The sequence below is a fragment of the Streptomyces sp. NPDC006450 genome (genome assembly GCF_040612195.1).
Lineage (GTDB): Bacteria > Actinomycetota > Actinomycetes > Streptomycetales > Streptomycetaceae > Streptomyces.
The window spans coordinates 1-15,125 of the sequence record NZ_JBEXPT010000077.1; the positions used below are offsets into that span (position 1 = coordinate 1).

General features: G+C 71.2%; 17 protein-coding genes and 1 pseudogene. 6 read left to right on the top strand and 12 right to left on the bottom strand.

Annotated features, from left to right (window positions below; translation table 11 throughout):
• The 7 genes and pseudogenes from ABZY57_RS21690 to ABZY57_RS21720 form a co-directional block, all read right to left on the bottom strand.
• Window positions 1-850: serine/threonine-protein kinase (locus tag ABZY57_RS21690; RefSeq protein WP_356514288.1), on the bottom strand; the 850-nt coding region annotated here is incomplete at its 3' end.
• A 245-nt stretch (window positions 851-1,095) separates the two neighbouring features.
• Window positions 1,096-1,602, bottom strand: a complete 507-nt coding sequence (locus tag ABZY57_RS21695; protein WP_356514290.1) for a hypothetical protein — start codon at window positions 1,600-1,602, stop codon at window positions 1,096-1,098.
• 193 nt (window positions 1,603-1,795) lie between these two features.
• Window positions 1,796-2,356 carry a hemerythrin domain-containing protein gene (locus ABZY57_RS21700; protein ID WP_356514292.1) on the bottom strand — a complete coding sequence of 187 codons (561 nt, stop codon included), beginning with the start codon at window positions 2,354-2,356 and terminating at the stop codon, window positions 1,796-1,798.
• A 159-nt stretch (window positions 2,357-2,515) separates the two neighbouring features.
• A complete protein-coding gene (locus ABZY57_RS21705) occupies window positions 2,516-3,499 on the bottom strand; it encodes a PHP domain-containing protein (protein WP_356514367.1) in 984 nt (327 codons plus the stop codon).
• Between the two features lie 10 nt (window positions 3,500-3,509).
• Window positions 3,510-3,728, bottom strand: a pseudogene (locus ABZY57_RS21710) (NAD(P)-dependent dehydrogenase); the annotation flags it as partial.
• Between the two features lie 208 nt (window positions 3,729-3,936).
• Window positions 3,937-4,167 (bottom strand): DUF6480 family protein, encoded by a 231-nt coding sequence (locus ABZY57_RS21715; RefSeq protein WP_356514294.1) that lies wholly within the window; start codon window positions 4,165-4,167, stop codon window positions 3,937-3,939.
• 200 nt (window positions 4,168-4,367) lie between these two features.
• Window positions 4,368-5,177 carry an SDR family oxidoreductase gene (locus ABZY57_RS21720; protein WP_356514296.1) on the bottom strand — a complete coding sequence of 270 codons (810 nt, stop codon included), beginning with the start codon at window positions 5,175-5,177 and terminating at the stop codon, window positions 4,368-4,370.
• A gap of 280 nt (window positions 5,178-5,457) precedes the next feature.
• Here ABZY57_RS21720 and ABZY57_RS21725 point away from each other — a divergent pair, with 280 nt between their 5' ends.
• The gene (locus tag ABZY57_RS21725; RefSeq protein WP_356514298.1) at window positions 5,458-7,008 is read left to right on the top strand and encodes a CYTH and CHAD domain-containing protein; all 1,551 of its coding nucleotides are present in this window, start codon (window positions 5,458-5,460) and stop codon (window positions 7,006-7,008) included.
• Between the two features lie 58 nt (window positions 7,009-7,066).
• Here ABZY57_RS21725 and ppk2 read toward each other — a convergent pair whose 3' ends face one another.
• The 3 genes from ppk2 to ABZY57_RS21740 all read right to left on the bottom strand — a co-directional run bounded on the left by ppk2 (window position 7,067) and on the right by ABZY57_RS21740 (window position 10,314).
• Window positions 7,067-8,110, bottom strand: coding sequence for a polyphosphate kinase 2 (gene ppk2 / locus ABZY57_RS21730; RefSeq protein WP_356514300.1), 1,044 nt, complete (start codon window positions 8,108-8,110; stop codon window positions 7,067-7,069).
• Window positions 8,111-8,233: 123 nt separating this feature from the next.
• Window positions 8,234-9,328 carry a glutamate--cysteine ligase gene (locus ABZY57_RS21735; protein WP_356514302.1) on the bottom strand — a complete coding sequence of 365 codons (1,095 nt, stop codon included), beginning with the start codon at window positions 9,326-9,328 and terminating at the stop codon, window positions 8,234-8,236.
• A gap of 194 nt (window positions 9,329-9,522) precedes the next feature.
• Window positions 9,523-10,314, bottom strand: coding sequence for a VOC family protein (locus ABZY57_RS21740; RefSeq protein ID WP_356514304.1), 792 nt, complete (start codon window positions 10,312-10,314; stop codon window positions 9,523-9,525).
• 197 nt (window positions 10,315-10,511) lie between these two features.
• Between ABZY57_RS21740 and ABZY57_RS21745 the strand changes: the two genes are divergently transcribed.
• Window positions 10,512-10,685 carry a CsbD family protein gene (locus ABZY57_RS21745; RefSeq protein WP_356514306.1) on the top strand — a complete coding sequence of 58 codons (174 nt, stop codon included), beginning with the start codon at window positions 10,512-10,514 and terminating at the stop codon, window positions 10,683-10,685.
• A gap of 90 nt (window positions 10,686-10,775) precedes the next feature.
• Here ABZY57_RS21745 and ABZY57_RS21750 read toward each other — a convergent pair whose 3' ends face one another.
• Entirely contained in the window at window positions 10,776-11,885 is a 1,110-nt protein-coding gene (locus ABZY57_RS21750; RefSeq protein WP_356514308.1) for an SRPBCC family protein, read from the bottom strand.
• 3 nt (window positions 11,886-11,888) lie between these two features.
• Window positions 11,889-13,043 (bottom strand): histone protein, encoded by a 1,155-nt coding sequence (locus ABZY57_RS21755; RefSeq protein WP_356514310.1) that lies wholly within the window; start codon window positions 13,041-13,043, stop codon window positions 11,889-11,891.
• A gap of 194 nt (window positions 13,044-13,237) precedes the next feature.
• Between ABZY57_RS21755 and ABZY57_RS21760 the strand changes: the two genes are divergently transcribed.
• Genes ABZY57_RS21760 through ABZY57_RS21775 form a run of 4 tightly spaced genes read left to right on the top strand, consistent with a single transcriptional unit; the run spans window position 13,238 to window position 15,117 of the window.
• Window positions 13,238-13,615 carry a gas vesicle protein gene (locus ABZY57_RS21760; protein WP_356514312.1) on the top strand — a complete coding sequence of 126 codons (378 nt, stop codon included), beginning with the start codon at window positions 13,238-13,240 and terminating at the stop codon, window positions 13,613-13,615.
• 28 nt (window positions 13,616-13,643) lie between these two features.
• Entirely contained in the window at window positions 13,644-14,111 is a 468-nt protein-coding gene (locus tag ABZY57_RS21765; protein ID WP_356514314.1) for a gas vesicle structural protein GvpA, read from the top strand.
• Between the two features lie 3 nt (window positions 14,112-14,114).
• The gene (locus ABZY57_RS21770; RefSeq protein WP_356514316.1) at window positions 14,115-14,831 is read left to right on the top strand and encodes a GvpL/GvpF family gas vesicle protein; all 717 of its coding nucleotides are present in this window, start codon (window positions 14,115-14,117) and stop codon (window positions 14,829-14,831) included.
• A 37-nt stretch (window positions 14,832-14,868) separates the two neighbouring features.
• The gene (locus tag ABZY57_RS21775) at window positions 14,869-15,117 is read left to right on the top strand and encodes a gas vesicle protein GvpG (protein ID WP_356514318.1); all 249 of its coding nucleotides are present in this window, start codon (window positions 14,869-14,871) and stop codon (window positions 15,115-15,117) included.
• The last annotated feature ends 8 nt before the right edge of the window (window positions 15,118-15,125 follow it).

Sequence of the window (15,125 nt, forward strand, 5' to 3'; positions counted from 1 at the left end):
CGGGCGGCAGCCGGCGGGTGGCGGCGCGCAGGGCGGCGCCCTGCGGGTCGAGTTCCGCGGCCACCTCCGCGGCGGCGGGCCGGTCTTCCGGCTGCTTTTCGAGGCAGCCGCGGATCACCGGCGCCAGCTCGGCCGGGATGTCGGTGAGGTCGGCGGCCTCGTAGGCGATGCGGAAGTCCGAGCGGACCGGGTCTCCGTCGTAGAAGGCGTGCCGGCCGGTCAGCGCGAAGACGAGCAGTGCGCCGAGGCAGAAGACGTCGCTCGGCGGTCCGAGGGGACCCTTGATCACCTGTTCGGGCGACATGTAGCCGGGCGTTCCGGGGCGCTGCCCGGTCGCGGTCAAGGTGGCGTCGCCGGTCACCCGGGCGATGCCGAAGTCGACGACGCGGGGGCGGTCGGCGCCGAGGATGACGTTCGACGGCTTCAGGTCGCGGTGCACGACCCCGGCCGCGCCCAGGGCCGTCAGGGCCCGGCCGAGCGCCCCGGCGAGGAAGTGCACGGCAGGCGCGGGCAGGGGTCCGTGCCGCAGTACGGCGGCGGCGAGGGTCGCGCCGGGGACGAACTCAGCTGCTATCCACGGCACTTGCTCGGAGGTCGTCGAGGAGTCGAGCACGTTGGCGACGAAGGGGCTGCGGACCGCCGCCGCAGCGGCGGCCTCGCGGGCGAACCGCTCGCGCAGGTCCGCGTCGCGGAAGAGTTCGGGCCGGATGGTCTTGAGGGCGACCGGACGCCCCCGGCGGCGGGCGAGGTAGACCGTCCCCATGCCGCCGGCCCCGAGCACCCCCAGGATCCGGTGACCTCCGAGCTGCGCGGGCGTACCGCCCGGCAACGGGGCGATCACTGGTGTCATGCCGTTGATCGTATGCGTGCGTCCGTCAACCATCCTTGGAATCAATAAAGTTGAGGTATCCCCCGACCGGGCGGGGCCACCTGGGCCGCGCCGGGCGCGCGGCGGCTCCGCGGTCGGGCCGCCCTGACCGGCGGCGAGGTCCTCGACCTGTGCGCGCCGCGCCCGGGACTCACCGAACGGATCCCGTGCTGGTCCGGTGCCGAGTACGCGGCGTTCGGGGCGACGTGACTCCGGTCGGGCCGGCCCTAGCCCAGAGCTGCGTTCTCGTTGTCCAGCAGGTCCAGCAGCAGTTCCCGGTGCAGAGCGGCGACCGGTTCGAGCAGGTCGGGGTGACGCATCAAGGGAGCGGCATCGTGTTCGTGGGCGCCGGGGCGGGTGAGGCGGGTGACCTCTCCTGCCTCGCCGCGATCGACGAGGTGGTGGGCGTCCACGGCGAGGGCGGGCGCCGCGAGGAAGCAGGCGGCCCAGCTGACGATGGTTTCGTCCACCCAGGTGCGCCAGCCGGCATCGGCGTCGGCGTCGCCGTGATCGGCGCCGGTCATCCAGTCCAGCCGGCCGCTTCCGCCCGGACCGAGGAGGTGCAGGAGCTGGGCGTCGAGCGGTGTCGGGTACCGCAGTGCGGCGGCAAGCGTGACGGCCTGGTGGGCCTGGGCCTCGGCCAGGGCTCGGCCGAGCGCGCCCGGGGCCGGCGGGAAGGCGGTCAGCAGCCAGCGGGTGCCGGCGGCTATGACGGGTGTGAGATCGGCGGTCACGGCGGCTTCCTCTGGAGCGTGCTCGCCCTGGCCCGTGCCGGGTCCGCGAGCTGCGGCGCGAAGCTGCGCCGCTCCGCTCGTGGACGATGAGGGTAGCCGGAAGCGACGGGTGTGCGGCATGACGCACGTCACCGTGCGACCAGGGCGGCGGGACCGGACGCGTGAGTACGGGCCCACCGCCCTGGGCGGGGGGTCAGGACTTGCCGCGGCCGGTCACGAAGTCGCGTGCCCGGTCCACCAGGCCGGCGCCCGGCGCGAGGAGCTTGCTGGCCGTGGGGCTGCTCGGTGCGGCGGGGTGCGGGCGGGTGGGCGCCATGGCCTTGGCTCGGCGGATCTTGTCACCGAGGTCGTCCAGCTGCTGCGCGGTGCAGGCTCGCTGCAGCATCGGGAAGAGGTTGCTCTCCTCGTCCTGGACGTGGGCAGTGACCTCGTCCATGAGCTGCTGCAGCAGCGGGCTGATCTTCGCGTCGTCGGTGCCCGTCTTCTCCAGCTGCTTCAGGATCTTCTCCACGCGGCTGTGGTCCTCGATTTCCTTGTCCGCCATCCGGTCGCCGCCCTCGACGTGCTTGCGCACGGCCGGGTAGAGGTACTGCTCCTCGGCGACGGAGTGGCGGACCAGCTCGATGGTGACCTCGTCGATGAGATCGCGGAGCTCCTGCCCGGTGCCGGTCATGGCCCGGAGACGGCCGAACATCTCCTTCACCTCCCGATGGTCGGCCTTCAGCTCGTCGATCACATTCCCACCGTGTCCCATGTCGCCTCCATGCGCGTTGGGGATCGGGCCGCTCTGGCCCCATCCGATCGGTTTCCCCGCCGGACCCCCAGGCGCCCGGCCGACCGGGGTGACTCACCCGCATGGAGGGGGACGCCACCCTGCCGCCGGGCCGATGCGGCGATGAGGGAGGCGGGCCGTTCACGGGCGGGGGCTTCTGCTGCCCAGCAGGCGCCGGAGCGGCCAGGTCGTGATCAGCCGGTCCCTTCCCAGGCCGATTCGGGCCGCGCGCGCGTAGCCCGTGCTCTGCCAGTGCAGCTGTTCGGGGGCGTGGGCGTCGGTATCGACGGTGAAGCGGCAGCCCGCCGCGGCGGCCTGCACGAGCAGGTCGTCCGGCGGGTCGCGCCGCTCCGGCCGGCAGTTGATCTCCACCGCTGTACCGGCCCGCGCGCACGCCGCGAAGACGGCTGCGGCGTCGAAGCGGGACTGCGGCCGCCCCCGGCCGGTGACGATCCGTCCTGTGCAGTGGCCCAGCACGTCGACGTGCGGGTTGCTCACCGCGGCCACCAGGCGGGCGGTCATCGGTTCGGGTTCCGAGCGGAGCTTGGAGTGCACGGATGCCACGACGATGTCGAGCCGACCGAGCAGGTCTTCGTCCTGGTCGAGGGAGCCGTCTTCGAGGATGTCGCACTCGATGCCGGTGAGCAGCCGAAAATCTGGCCCCATGCCGGAGTTCACGGCGGCCACGGCCTCCAGCTGGCTCTCGAGCCGCTCGGTGCTCAGGCCGTGGGCGATCGTCAGCCTCGGTGAGTGATCGGTCAGAACGGCCCACCGGTGGCCGAGGGCGCGGGCCGCGTCGGCCATGTCCTCGAGCGGGCTGTCGCCGTCCGACCAATCGGAGTGCAGATGGCAGTCCCCGGTGCTCGCGGCCGCGAGGTCCCAGCCGGCCCGGGCCTCCGGTTCGGCTTCGGCCTGCAGGCGGGCGAGATAGCCCGGTACCGCTCCCGCCGACGCCTGGGCGATCACCTCGGCGGCGACCGGCCCCACCCCCTGCAGTTCTGCGGCCCGTGCGGCGTCCACCGGCCCCGGAGGCAGGTAGCGGACGGCGTCGGCCGCCGTGTGGAAGGCCCTCACCCGGTACGGCGATGCTCCGCGCCATTCGAGGAGGAAGGCGATGCGGCGCAGAGCCTCATCAGGCCAGACAGACGGCCCGGCCTATCCCGGAGTCCCCTCCGGTGACCAGTGCTCTGCGGCCGTGCAGCAGGTCGTGGCCCCGGTAGGTGTCCTCACCGTGGTCGGGGCGGGGAGTCATCGCCTCGGTCGAACCGGGATGGTCCCGGTCCTGCTCGGGAAACGGCGGACGGGGGTGCAGCCCCGGCGGATCGGTGAGGTGGGCCTGCTCGGGGGAAGTCATCGCGGACTCCTTCCGGCTCGGTCGGGTGGGGCGGCGGCTTGCTGCAGGCAGTGGCTCAGGGACCGTGGCCAAGGCAGCGGCACCACGGCGCTCCGCATGAACGGGGCCCCGTCGATGAGGCCGGGACCCGTTCCCTTTCCATGAGCGCCCTTCCTCCGCCCGGTCCGTGCCCGCGCCTGCCCGCGCCCACGCGGGTCACACCCTCGGTTCACAGGTCCAGCGTGATGGCGTAGGCGAGGAAGAACAGCGCTACCACGACAGACAGCAGGCAGATCAGTACGAGCGGTCCCTTTCCCCAGCCGCGCGTGAGGGGCCGGTACGGACCCGCCCCGGAACCGGTGCTCGATTCCCCGGGGGGTGTCTCCCCGGGTGGTACGCCGCCCTCCGAGCCCTGGCCGGTGTTGCCGCGCGGGGGGTCCGGCTGTGGGAATTCGGTCATGGCTCTGCCACCTCGATTCTGTGCCGGCCCCGGCCCGGCGGATCCCGTGTACCGGACGCCCGTGACGAGCCGGGGCTATCGAGCGCCTACCCATGGGCGACGGCCTCAGTCGGGGACCCGTCCCTCCTCCGGATCCACAGCCGTGTGGCACGGCACGGCTGCATGAGGCGGGGCCAGGTGCTCACGGCCCCCGCCACCGGCTATGGCCTGCGCCACCGGTCGTGGTCCATGTGGGATCCGGCCATGGGCCCCATGCGGAGCATGCCGCCGTCCACCGCCCATGACGCGCCGGTCACGTAGGAGGCTTCGGGTCCGGCGAGGAAGGCGACGACCTCGGCGACCTCACGGGCGTCCCCCGGACGGCCGAGGGGCACGCCGGGCCTGCTCACGGCGTGGACGTCCGCGTCCTCCTGACCGGTCATGGGGGTGGCGATCTCGCCCGGGGCGACGGCGTTCACCGTGATTCCGTATTCGGCGAGTTCCAGGGCCATCACCTGTGTCAGGAGCCCCAGTCCGGCCTTGGCCGCGCAGTACGGGCCCGCGCCCACCCGGGGCTGGTGCTCGTGGACGGAGGTGATGTTGACGATCCGGCCGCCCCGGCCCTGCCGGATCATGCGGCGGGCAGCGCGCTGCCCGCAGAGCAAGGGCCCGACGAGATCGACGTCCAGCACCTCCCGCACGGTGTCCAGGGACAGGTCGACGAAAGGTGTCGCCGTTCCGGTACCCGCGTTGTTGACGAGGACGTCCAGGCCCCCCAGCTCGTCCGCGAGCTCGTCGATGACGTCGGCGGCATCCGGCAGCGCGGTGAGGTCGAGGCGGGAAAGCACCGCGCGGCGCCCGTAGGCCCGGACCTCCTCGGCGGTGTCGCGCGCCCCTCGTTCGTCCGCGTGCCAGGTGATGCCCACGTCGATGCCCGACCGGGCGAACCGGACGGCCACGGCCCGGCCGATTCCGGAATCCGAACCGGTGATCACCGCGGTCCCCGGTGTGAAGCCTGCTGGACTGACCATGTCCGTCACCTCACCGTTACGTGCGTCGCCGGGGCTCGGTCTTCTCCGAGCATCCGGATGCCCTCGGCTTGGAGCCGTTTTCCAGAAGTCTTCGCGGCGCTTCCCGCCTGCCCCATGGAGACCGCCGGAAAACACGTACGTGCCCCCGGGGGGCGGCTCGCTCGGATGCCCTGACCAGGTCGTTCCGCCATCCTTGTGGGGCGATCGCGGTGGGATGCCTCCACCGTGCAGGTCTCGGCAGCAGATGTTTGAAACCGCAGATTTTGTCAAGGCGATCCGTATGGCCGTTTCGACACACGAAACAGAGCGCACCTACGAGTCCGCGGCCGACGATTGTTCGTGGCCGCCGAGCCTCACCGGCCTCGACCGGGCTGCCTCGCTCGTGGGGCGCGGGACGCACGAGTTGGAAGCCGTCTACTACGACACCGACGACCTCCGACTGGCCCGTACCGGGGCGACCTTGAGGCGCCGGACGGGCGGCACGGACGCCGGGTGGCACCTCAAACTGCCGCTCACGGGCGACAGCCGGGAGGAAGTCCGGGCCCCGCTGTCATCGGAGGACGTTCCCGGGGAACTGAGTGATCTGGTCCTCTCCCGCACCCGCGGGGCGGCATTGCGCCCGGTGATGCTGATCCGCACCACGCGCAGCCTGCACCACCTCCTCGACGCAGGAGGAGAAGTCCTCGCCGAGCTGAGCGTGGACGCCGTCTCGGCTGACGCGCTCCTCACTGCCGGTGCCCGCACGGCATGGACGGAGAGGGAGGTGGAACTCGCCGACGGCGTTGACCACGCCCTCCTGGACGGCATCGAAAGGATGCTGCGGCACCACGGCCTGGAACGGTCGCGCAGTCAGTCCAAGATGATCCGCGCCCTGCAAGAGACGATGACGTTCCCCGAAGGGCCGCGGTCGGAGGCGGACGGGGCGACTGCCGCAGGGGTGGTCGCCGGCTCGGCCGGCGACCACGTGCTGGCCTACTTGCGCCAGCAGACCGCCGCCCTCAGGGATCTCGACCCCGCTGCCCGTCGCGGACTGCCGGACGGCGTGCACCAGATGCGCACCAGCATCCGGCGTCTGCGCGGATGCCTGCGCACCTACCGCTCCGTCCTCGCCCGCGAGGCCACCGACCCCCTCCGACAGGAACTGAAGTGGCTCGCCGGGGAGCTGGGCGTGGAGCGCGACCACGAGGTACTGCGGGACAGGTTCACCGCCGCAGTGCGCGAACTTCCCGGCGAACTGGTCCTCGGCCCCGTCAACGCCCGACTCGAGCTGTGGGACGCACGGGACGGGGCCGAAGGGCGTCGACGCACCCTTGAGGCTCTTTCCTCGCGCCGCTACCTGCGCCTGCTGGACGCGCTGCGGCTCCTGACGGAGGACCCGCCGCTCCGCGCCAAGGCGGCCGGGAAACCGGAGAAGGTCATGGTCAAAGCACTCCGCAAGGACTACGGCCGACTGGCCCGGCGGATGGGCCCCGCACTGGACCTCGCCCCCGGACCCGAGCGCGGCGCCGCGATCCACGACGCCCGCAAGACGGCCAAGAGGCTCCGCTACGCCGCGGAGGCTTCCCGGCCTGCCCTGGGAAAGCCCGCCAAGCGCCTCGGCAAGCGCGTCAAAGCCGTCCAGGGACTGGCCGGCGCCCACCATGACGGTGTCGTGGCCTGCGACGAGCTGAGGCGCCTGGCGGTGTCCGCGCAGGCCGCGGGCGAGCCCGGCTTCACCTGGGGCCTGCTCGCCGGTCAGGAGCGGGCCGCCGCCACCGACTGCGAGCGCGCGCTCCCCGGGACCTGGGCGCGCGTACGCCCCGCAGCTCGACAAAAGGCGCTCCACCGCTGACCGGCCCGCCGCACGCGGCGGGGACACGGGCCGGCATGCGGACGCGTACCCCGTGCCGTCATCGAGGGCTCTGCCCGCCCCGGGGCGTGCCACCGGACGAATCCGCGTCGGTCGAGGGCGGCCGCGTCTCGTGCGGGCCGCGGGGGTGCAGGCCGGGCCCCAGGGCGGGGCCTGCAAGCGTGGTGGGGGAGAGATCGGTGGGTTCCTCGCCGGCTTCCAGGAGGGTGTCGGCGGCTCCTACGATCAGCGGGTCGGGCTGCCCCACGGCCTCGGTGTCCTTCCGGTCGTAGTCGATGCGCCACAGCAGGCTGCGGATCGCCTCCAAGCGGGCCCGCCGCTTGTCGTTGGTCTTGACGACGGTCCAGGGCGCGTGCTCGGTGTCGGTGGCCCGGAACATGTCGACCTTGGCGGCCGTGTAGGCGTCCCACCGCCCGAGGGAGGCGATATCCGTCGGCGAGAGCTTCCACTGCCGTACCGGGTCGACCTGACGGATCGCGAACCTGGTGCGCTGCTCGGCGCGGGACACGGAGAACCAGAACTTCACCAGGAGGATCCCGTCGTCCACCAGCATGGCCTCGAAAGTGGGGCACTGGCGCAGGAACAGCTCGTTCTCCGCCGGGGAGCAGAAGCCCATCACGCGCTCGACTCCGGCTCGGTTGTACCAGGAGCGGTCGAAGAAGACGATCTCGCCGGCGGTCGGCAGATGGGCGATGTACCGCTGGAAGTACCACTGGCCGGCCTCCCGCCCGGTCGGCTTGTCCAGGGCGACGATCCGGGCACCACGCGGGTTGAGGCGTTCGGTGAACCGCTGGATCGTGCCGCCCTTCCCGGCCGCGTCCCGCCCCTCGCAGATCACCACCAGCCGGGCTCCCGTCTCCTTCACCCAGCGCTGGAGCTTCAGGAGTTCGATCTGCAGGACGCGCTTGGCCCGCTCGTATTCACGCCGCCGGACCTTGCGGTCGTAGGGGTAGTTCTCCCGCCAGGTACGGATCGGGAACCCGTCCGCGTCCAGCAGTACGGGCTGCTCCGGCCGGCGGTCATCCACACTCAGCCCCGCCAGCAAGTCCTCGCCGTCCGTGTGTCGCACTCCGTAGGTGTCCATACCGGTGCGCCTACCCCGCCGGACTCCTTCACACCACCGCGTGGGCACAGCGGGTCGGATGTCCCCTTCGATGTCCCCGCAGAGCCGAGCGCGTGCCCCGGGCATCACGGCGTGCTCCGGGCATCAGTTCGTAGGCGTCGCACCGGTGAGCAGCGATAGCAGTCCGGGCAGTCCGCCTTCGGCCAGGGCGCGGCGCTGGCGGTCAGCGGGGGTGCCTTCCTGCAGGAGCCGGTGGATGAGGCCACTGACCTCCCGGAGGTCGCCCGCATCGTCCAGGGCCGGGGTGATGTGGCGCAGCAGCTCACAGAGCACGTCACCGCTGCTGTGCGGGTGGCCGTACGGGTCCAACAGGGTCCTGTTCAGTCCGTACCGGGCCGCGTGCCAGTTTCCGGCTTGCACGAGCTCCGGATCGCCCACGGCCAGGGGTGCGCCCGCCTTCTCCTCCGTGATCGCCGTGGCGACCAGCGCCCGTACGATGCCGGCGAGCATGACGGCGTCGTCCGCCCGGAGCTGGACGTCCAGGCAGCGCACCTCGATGGTGGGATAGCGGTCGGAGAGCCGGGCCTGCCAGTACGCCTGATGGCGGTCCGCGATCATCCCGGACCCCACCAGGGCCTCCAGGCGCCGCTCGTAGTCGGCGAAGCCGTCGAAGACGGGCGGCGGGCCGCTGACCGGCCAGCGTCCGAAGACGATGGTGCGCCAACTCGCGAAGCCCGTGTCCCGGCCCTCCCAGAGCGGCGAGTTGCCGGACATGGCCAGCAGGGTCGGCAGCCAGCCGCGGATCCGGTTCAGCACCGCGACCCCCGTGCCGGGATCGGGGACCGCCACGTGGACGTGCATCCCGCAGATCAGGTGCTCGTCGACCAGCCGCCGGGCCGCACCCTCCATCCGCAGGTAGCGCTGGGTCGGGGTCACCGGTACCGGCCGGGGCCCGTGGACCGGGGCCGCACCCGTGGCGGCGATGCGGCAGCCGTTGGACTCCGCGGCGGAGGCCACCGCATGGCGCAGGCGCAGCAAGTGGCCTCCCACCTCGTCCAGGCTCGAGCACACGGGGGTGGCCACCTCGATCTGCGCTTGGAGCAGCTCGTCCTGGACCTCTCCCCGGTCGGCGAGCGAGCCGAGCCCAGCCGTGCGGCTCACGTCCTCCACCCGGGGTGTCGGCAGTCCCGTCACCGGGTCCACCAGCAAGTACTCTTCTTCGACGCCGACCGTGATCACCTCCTGCGGCTACCCCGCCGCGGCTTGATCACGCGCCCGGAAGCGGGCGGCGCTCACGCGTGGACCCCGAGCCGTGGAACCGTCGCGTGTGAGCCGGCGGAAGTGTCCCGAACGGGCCTGTGGTGGGGGCGGGCGCACCGCACCGCCGTTTCCAGGGGTGAGCACTCCGAGCTCCCCTCGGCCGCTCCTCGTACTCACGATGGCCGGGTGGGATCGGCTGCCTGGTCCAGGGTGAACAACCCCCCGTCCGGATCCAGGGCAGAGAGCTGCTGTGTCTCGTGCTGCGCCGGGTCGCCGGCGGCGATGCTCCCTCCGTTCTCGAGAACCGCGGCCCGGGCCGTCTCCAGGTCGGGGACCTTGAAGTGGACGTTCCAGCGGGGCCGCAGCTGGGGCCGGGGAGAGCCGCTTTCGACAGGGCCGCTGTTCAGTCGTGCGACAGCCTGGCCGTCGTGGCGCAGTACCACCTGGTCCTGCTCGTAGGACACCTCGCTGCCGTCGGCGTTCTCGTCGGCCCATTCGAGCACCCGGCCGTAGAAGAGGGCGGCGTCGAAGGCGTTCCTGGTCTGCAGCTCGAGCCATGCGGGGGCCGTGCCGTCGCCCACGTGCCAGTCGGACAGGACGCGGCCCTCCCACACGCCGAAGGACGCGCCTTCCAGATCGGTGGCCAAGGCCGCCCGGCCCCCTGGCGGGAAGGTGACCGGTCCGATGCCGACGGTGCCGCCGAATTCGCGGATCCGCGCCACTGCCGCGTCCGCGTCGTCCACGGCGAAGTAGGCCGTCCAGGCGACGGGGACCGCGAAGCCACCGGCCACCGTGCCGATCCCCGCGACCGGCACACCGCCCAGCTCGGCGACGGTGAATCCGCGCCCCAGGCGCGTCGGGCGGAAGGTCCAGCCCAGGACGGCTCCGTAGAACTCCTGCGCTGCGTGCAAGTCGCGGGCCATGAGGCTCAGCCAGCACGGCGCCCCTACGGCGCCTGTCGTCATCAGCACCACAATTCATCTCCGCCGCCTACCGGGAGATCGAGGCAGGGGTACCGGCTTCCCGGCACCAGCTGTCCCGATATCCGCACTTACTTTCCGTGTCATGCGGTTTGCCCTCTATCAGCGTATGTATTCGCTTGCGGGGTAGGGGCGAAGCAAGCTGATCCGGCCACGCGCCGGGCGGCGTGGAGGTGAGAGGGATGGGTGCAGGCAAGAAGGCCAAGAACATGGCGAAGGCGACCAAGGGCAAGGTGAAGGAGACCACGGGCAAGGCCGTGGGGAACGAAGGTCTGGAGGCGAAGGGCAAGGGAGAGCAGACCCTGGCCGGCGCCAAGCAGACGGTGCAGAAGACCAAGGGCAAGCTGAAGGGTTGAGCCGAGGGGTCTGGGCCGGGGTTGCGGGGATGAGGGCCGGCGGTGAACCGCCGGCCCTCACGTACGTGCCCCTTCGCGCGGGCTACGACCTCACGCTCGCGAGCGGCGGCGCCGAGGCGGGGCGGCCTCGTACTCCTCGTCGTCTTCCGGTTCCGCTTCTTCTTCCGGTTCCGATTCGGGCTCTTCCTCGTCTGCGTACTCGGTGTCCTCGTCTTCGCCCTCTTCCTCTCCCTGCTCGCCCTCCTCTTCGCCTTCTTCCTCCCCCTGCTCACCGTCTTCTTCGTCCGCGTACTGTTCGTCCCCGTCCGCGTACTCTTCGTCGCCCTCGCCCTCGCCCTCGCCCTCGTACCCCTCCTCGTCCTGTTCGGCCTGTTCCTGCTCCATCGCCTCCTCGTGGCTCCGGACCACTTCGCCGTCGCGGATCTCGCCGCGCCAGCCTTCCGGCTCTTCGGTGGAGAGCATCGTGTGGCGCAGGAAGTGCTTCAGGTCCAGGCGCAAGCGCCGGCCCTGGGCGCGCCAGAGGTTGCCGGTCTTCTCGAAGAGGCCGGAGGGGTAGTACTCGACGACGATGACGATGCGGGTCAGGGACGGGGCGAGCTCGTGGAAGGTGACGCATCCACGGGTCGTGCCCTTGGCGCCCTGCGAGGTCCACACGATGCGATCGTCGGGCACCTGTTCCTGGACGGTGGCTTTCCAGCTCCGGGTGGAGGGCCCGACCTTGACCTTCCAGTCGCTGTTCGTCTCGTCGTCGCGGGAGACGTCGCGAACGCCCTTGGCGAATCCGCTGAATTCCTCGTACTGCGTCCAGTGGTCGTAGACGGTACGCAGGGGCAGGCCCACGTCGAGGGCCTCGACGATGTTGACGACCTTGCCGCCGCTCTTGCGTCCGCGTCCCTTACCACCGCCGAAGGCATTGGAGATGGTGTCGGTGACCTTGTCCTTGAGGTTGCCGAGTTTCTGGCCCGCGAAGGCTTTCAGGGGGGAGTCGCCCTGCATCATCCGGCCCCCGATGCCGGCGATGTCGGAGAGGCTGCCCTTGTTGTCGGCGACGTCCTGGAGCTGGTCGGTGAGGTCGGAGAGCTTGTCGGTCGCCTTGTCCGCGAGCTGATCGGCCTGAGCCGAGAGGAACCCGGACAGCTCGTTCAGCAGCTGGTCCAGTCCGGAGGCCTTGGATGAGCTGGTGCGGTCTGAGGTTGCCATGACCTACCTCCGCGTGGACGACTTGCGGGCTGCGGTCTTCTTGGCAGCCGTCTTGCCGGCGGGGCTGCGCCCCGTGGCCTTTTTGGCCGGGGCCTTCGCGGGAGCGCTCTTGCGGGCCTGGCTCTGGCCTGCGGCGGCCCTCTTGCGCGGCGGGCTGCTGCTCTTCTTCGCGGTGGCCCTGCCGGGCGCGGTGCGAGCGGCGGAGCTCTTCCGTGCGGGCGCGGCCTTCGCTGCGGGCCTGCCGCTCGCGGTCTTCTTCGCTGCAGCCCTCTTCGCCGGGGCCGCCTTCTTCGCCGGGGCTGCTTTCTTGGCCGGGGCTGCCTTCTTCGCCGGGGCTGCCTTCTTCGCGCGGGTCGCTTTCTGCGCCGGAGCCGCCTTCTTCGCGGGGGCCGCCTTCTTGGCCGGGGCAGCCTTTTTGGCGGGTGCGGCCTTCTTGGCGGGTGCGGCCTTTCTGGCGGGGGTGGGGCGCTTTCTGGGCTGCCGCTCGGGGGCAGCGCGCTTGCCGGGCCGGGCGCGAACCGAGGTGCGGGTCCGGCGCGGTGGCGGCGCAGGCTCTTCCTCTTCCTCTTCCTCCGGCTCCACCTCCTCCTCTTCGGGCTCCTCCTGCTCCTCCTCTTCGGCTTCCTCCTCTTCGGGCTCCTCCTCCTCGGCCTCCTCCTCTTCGGCCTCCTCTTCCTCATCCGCCGCGGACGGCTCCTCATCGTCTTCGTACTGCGGGGCGTAGCCTTCCTGCCCGTCCTCGTCCTCGCCCTCGTCCTCGCCCTCTTCCTCGTACTCCTCGTCTTCGTATTCCTCGTCCTCGTACGGCTCCTCGCCCTCGTCCTCGTCCTTGCGGCCGCGGTCGCCTCGGGTGAGTTCGAGGGTCCGCTCGTGGAGGCTGTCGGCGAAGTCGGCCAGCTTGCGGTTGGCTGCGCTGGTCAGTGCCTGGCGGCCCGCGTCCATGGCCTCGCCGCGCAGCTGTTCGCCGATTTCCGCGAACTGGGGCATCTCCTTGATCCGGGAGGCGCCCTCTTTGAGGAGTTGTCCGGGGTCGAGCCCGAACCGACGGCCGGCGAGGTAGGTCGCCACGCTGAAGGCCAGGCGCCCCTTCTTGGTCCGTCCGAGTACGTATCCGCCAGCCAAAGCGGCTGCGAGCGCGATCTTGCTGGTGTCCTCCATGATCATCCCCTACCAGGGCGCATACGGAGTTGTGACGTCGACCGCGGGCAGCGGATGGCGTGGCACCCGCTGTCTCGCCGGGAGGAGTCCTGTCGGGGGCGTCCCCGGAAAAACCTTCCCTGCCCTACAGGACGTATACCTGAATGTAGTGACATTCTAGTTTCTGTGAGGCCTTCTCCCCAAGGGAGTGGTATATGGCCGCAGCGGAACCTGCACGCCCCCGGCGGGCCCCCTCGCACGCCGCCGGCGAAGGCGAAGAGCAGGACAGGAACCCGCCCAGGCGCACCCCGCCCCGGCGCCGTACCGGTGCGCCTGGCGCGGCGGCGGCGATGCGGGCGGCAGCCGGGCAGCTCTCCGAACTCCTGGGGCGCACCCCGGAGTCCGTCGCTTCCCTGAAGCCGACCGAGGACGGAGGCTGGGAGGCGCAGGTGGAGGTGGTGGAGCTGGAACGCATTCCCGACAGCACCAGCGTGCTGGCCAGCTACCGCGTCAACCTGGACGAAGACGGCGAGCTGATCTCCTACGAACGCACCCGCCGCTACAGCCGCGGCATGATCGACCGGCTGCCCTGACAGGGGACGGCCGGGGGAAGGACGCGCCATGACCATGGTGCCGCAGGGCGCCGCCCCGCTCGCGCGCGGGCAGGGAGGCGGCACGAGCAGCCTTTACGACGTCCTGGAACTGATTCTCGACCGCGGGCTGGTCATCGACGTCTTCGTCCGCGTCTCCCTGGTGGGCATCGAGCTGATCAAAATCGACGCCCGGATCGTCGTGGCCAGCGTCGACACCTACCTCCGCTTCGCCGAGGCCTGCAACCGCCTCGACCTCGAGGCGGGCCGCAAAGCACCGGCCCAGCTCCCCGACGTCATGGGGAAGGTGATGGAAGGCGGAGCCCGCGGGAAGTCCAAAGGAGCACTCACCGGCGCCGTCGAGGCGGTCACCGGCTCCCTCACCGGCAAATCCTCCACATCCCGTGAGCCGGACGACGACGAGGACGAGGTGGAGGAAGAGGCGCCCAAGAGGCGTCGGCCCGCCGCCCGGCGCCCCGTACGGCGGGAGAAGGAGTAACCGATGCCGCTCTACGTGTACTCGATCACCGCGGAGGACCACCCCTGCCGCCTGGACGGCGCACACGGTGTCGGCGCCGATCCCTCTGCGCTGCGCACGATTTCCGCCGGCCCCCTGAAGGCCGTGGTCAGCGACGTCAACCAGGAGATCAGGCCCAAACGCCGCGACCTCACCGCCCACCAAGAGGTCCAGGAACGTCTGATGGCCGACGGCACCGTACTGCCCCTGCAGTTCGGCTACGTCGCCGCAGACGACGTCGCCGTGAGCGAAGCGCTCCAGTCCAACGCGGAGGGCTACCTCGCCGCGCTCGGGCGCCTGCAGGACTGCGCCGAGTACCACGTCCGCGCTTCACAGGCCGATGAGGCACCGCTGCTGAAGCAGGTCCTCGAGGACCTGCCCGAGGCGAGAGACCTCAACGACCGTATCCGCGGCGGAGACCGGGACCCCGGCCTCCCGATCGCCCTGGGCGAGATGGTTGCCCGCGAGGTTCAGGCACGCCAGGAAGACCTGGCGGCGAGCCTGAGCGAGGCGCTGATCCCGCTCTCCCGCGAACACCTCCTGCACCCGTCCTCCGGTAGCGACTTCCTCAACCTCTCACTGCTCGTCCCCGACGAACACAAGGACAACCTGCGAGCCGCGGAAGCCGACATCGCCCGCGACATCGATGGCAGCGTCGACCTGCGGTTCTCCGGCCCGCTGCCGCCCTACAGCTTCGTATGACCCAACCATCCACCGGACGGGAAGGGAGGCAGATCCCATGGGCCTGATGAGCTACCTGCTGACCTTGCCCCTGGCGCCGGTGCGCGCCGTCACGTGGGTCGCCCAGCGCGTGGTCGACAAGGCCGAGGAGGAGTACTACGACCCCGCCCCGATCTGGCGGAGCCTCGCCGAGCTGGAACAGCAACTACAGCGCGGCGAGATCGACCAGGAGACCTTCGACCTCCAGGAGGACGAGCTGCTCGACCGGCTGACGGAGATCACGGAATTCCGCTACCGCCAGTCCTGAGCCCGAGA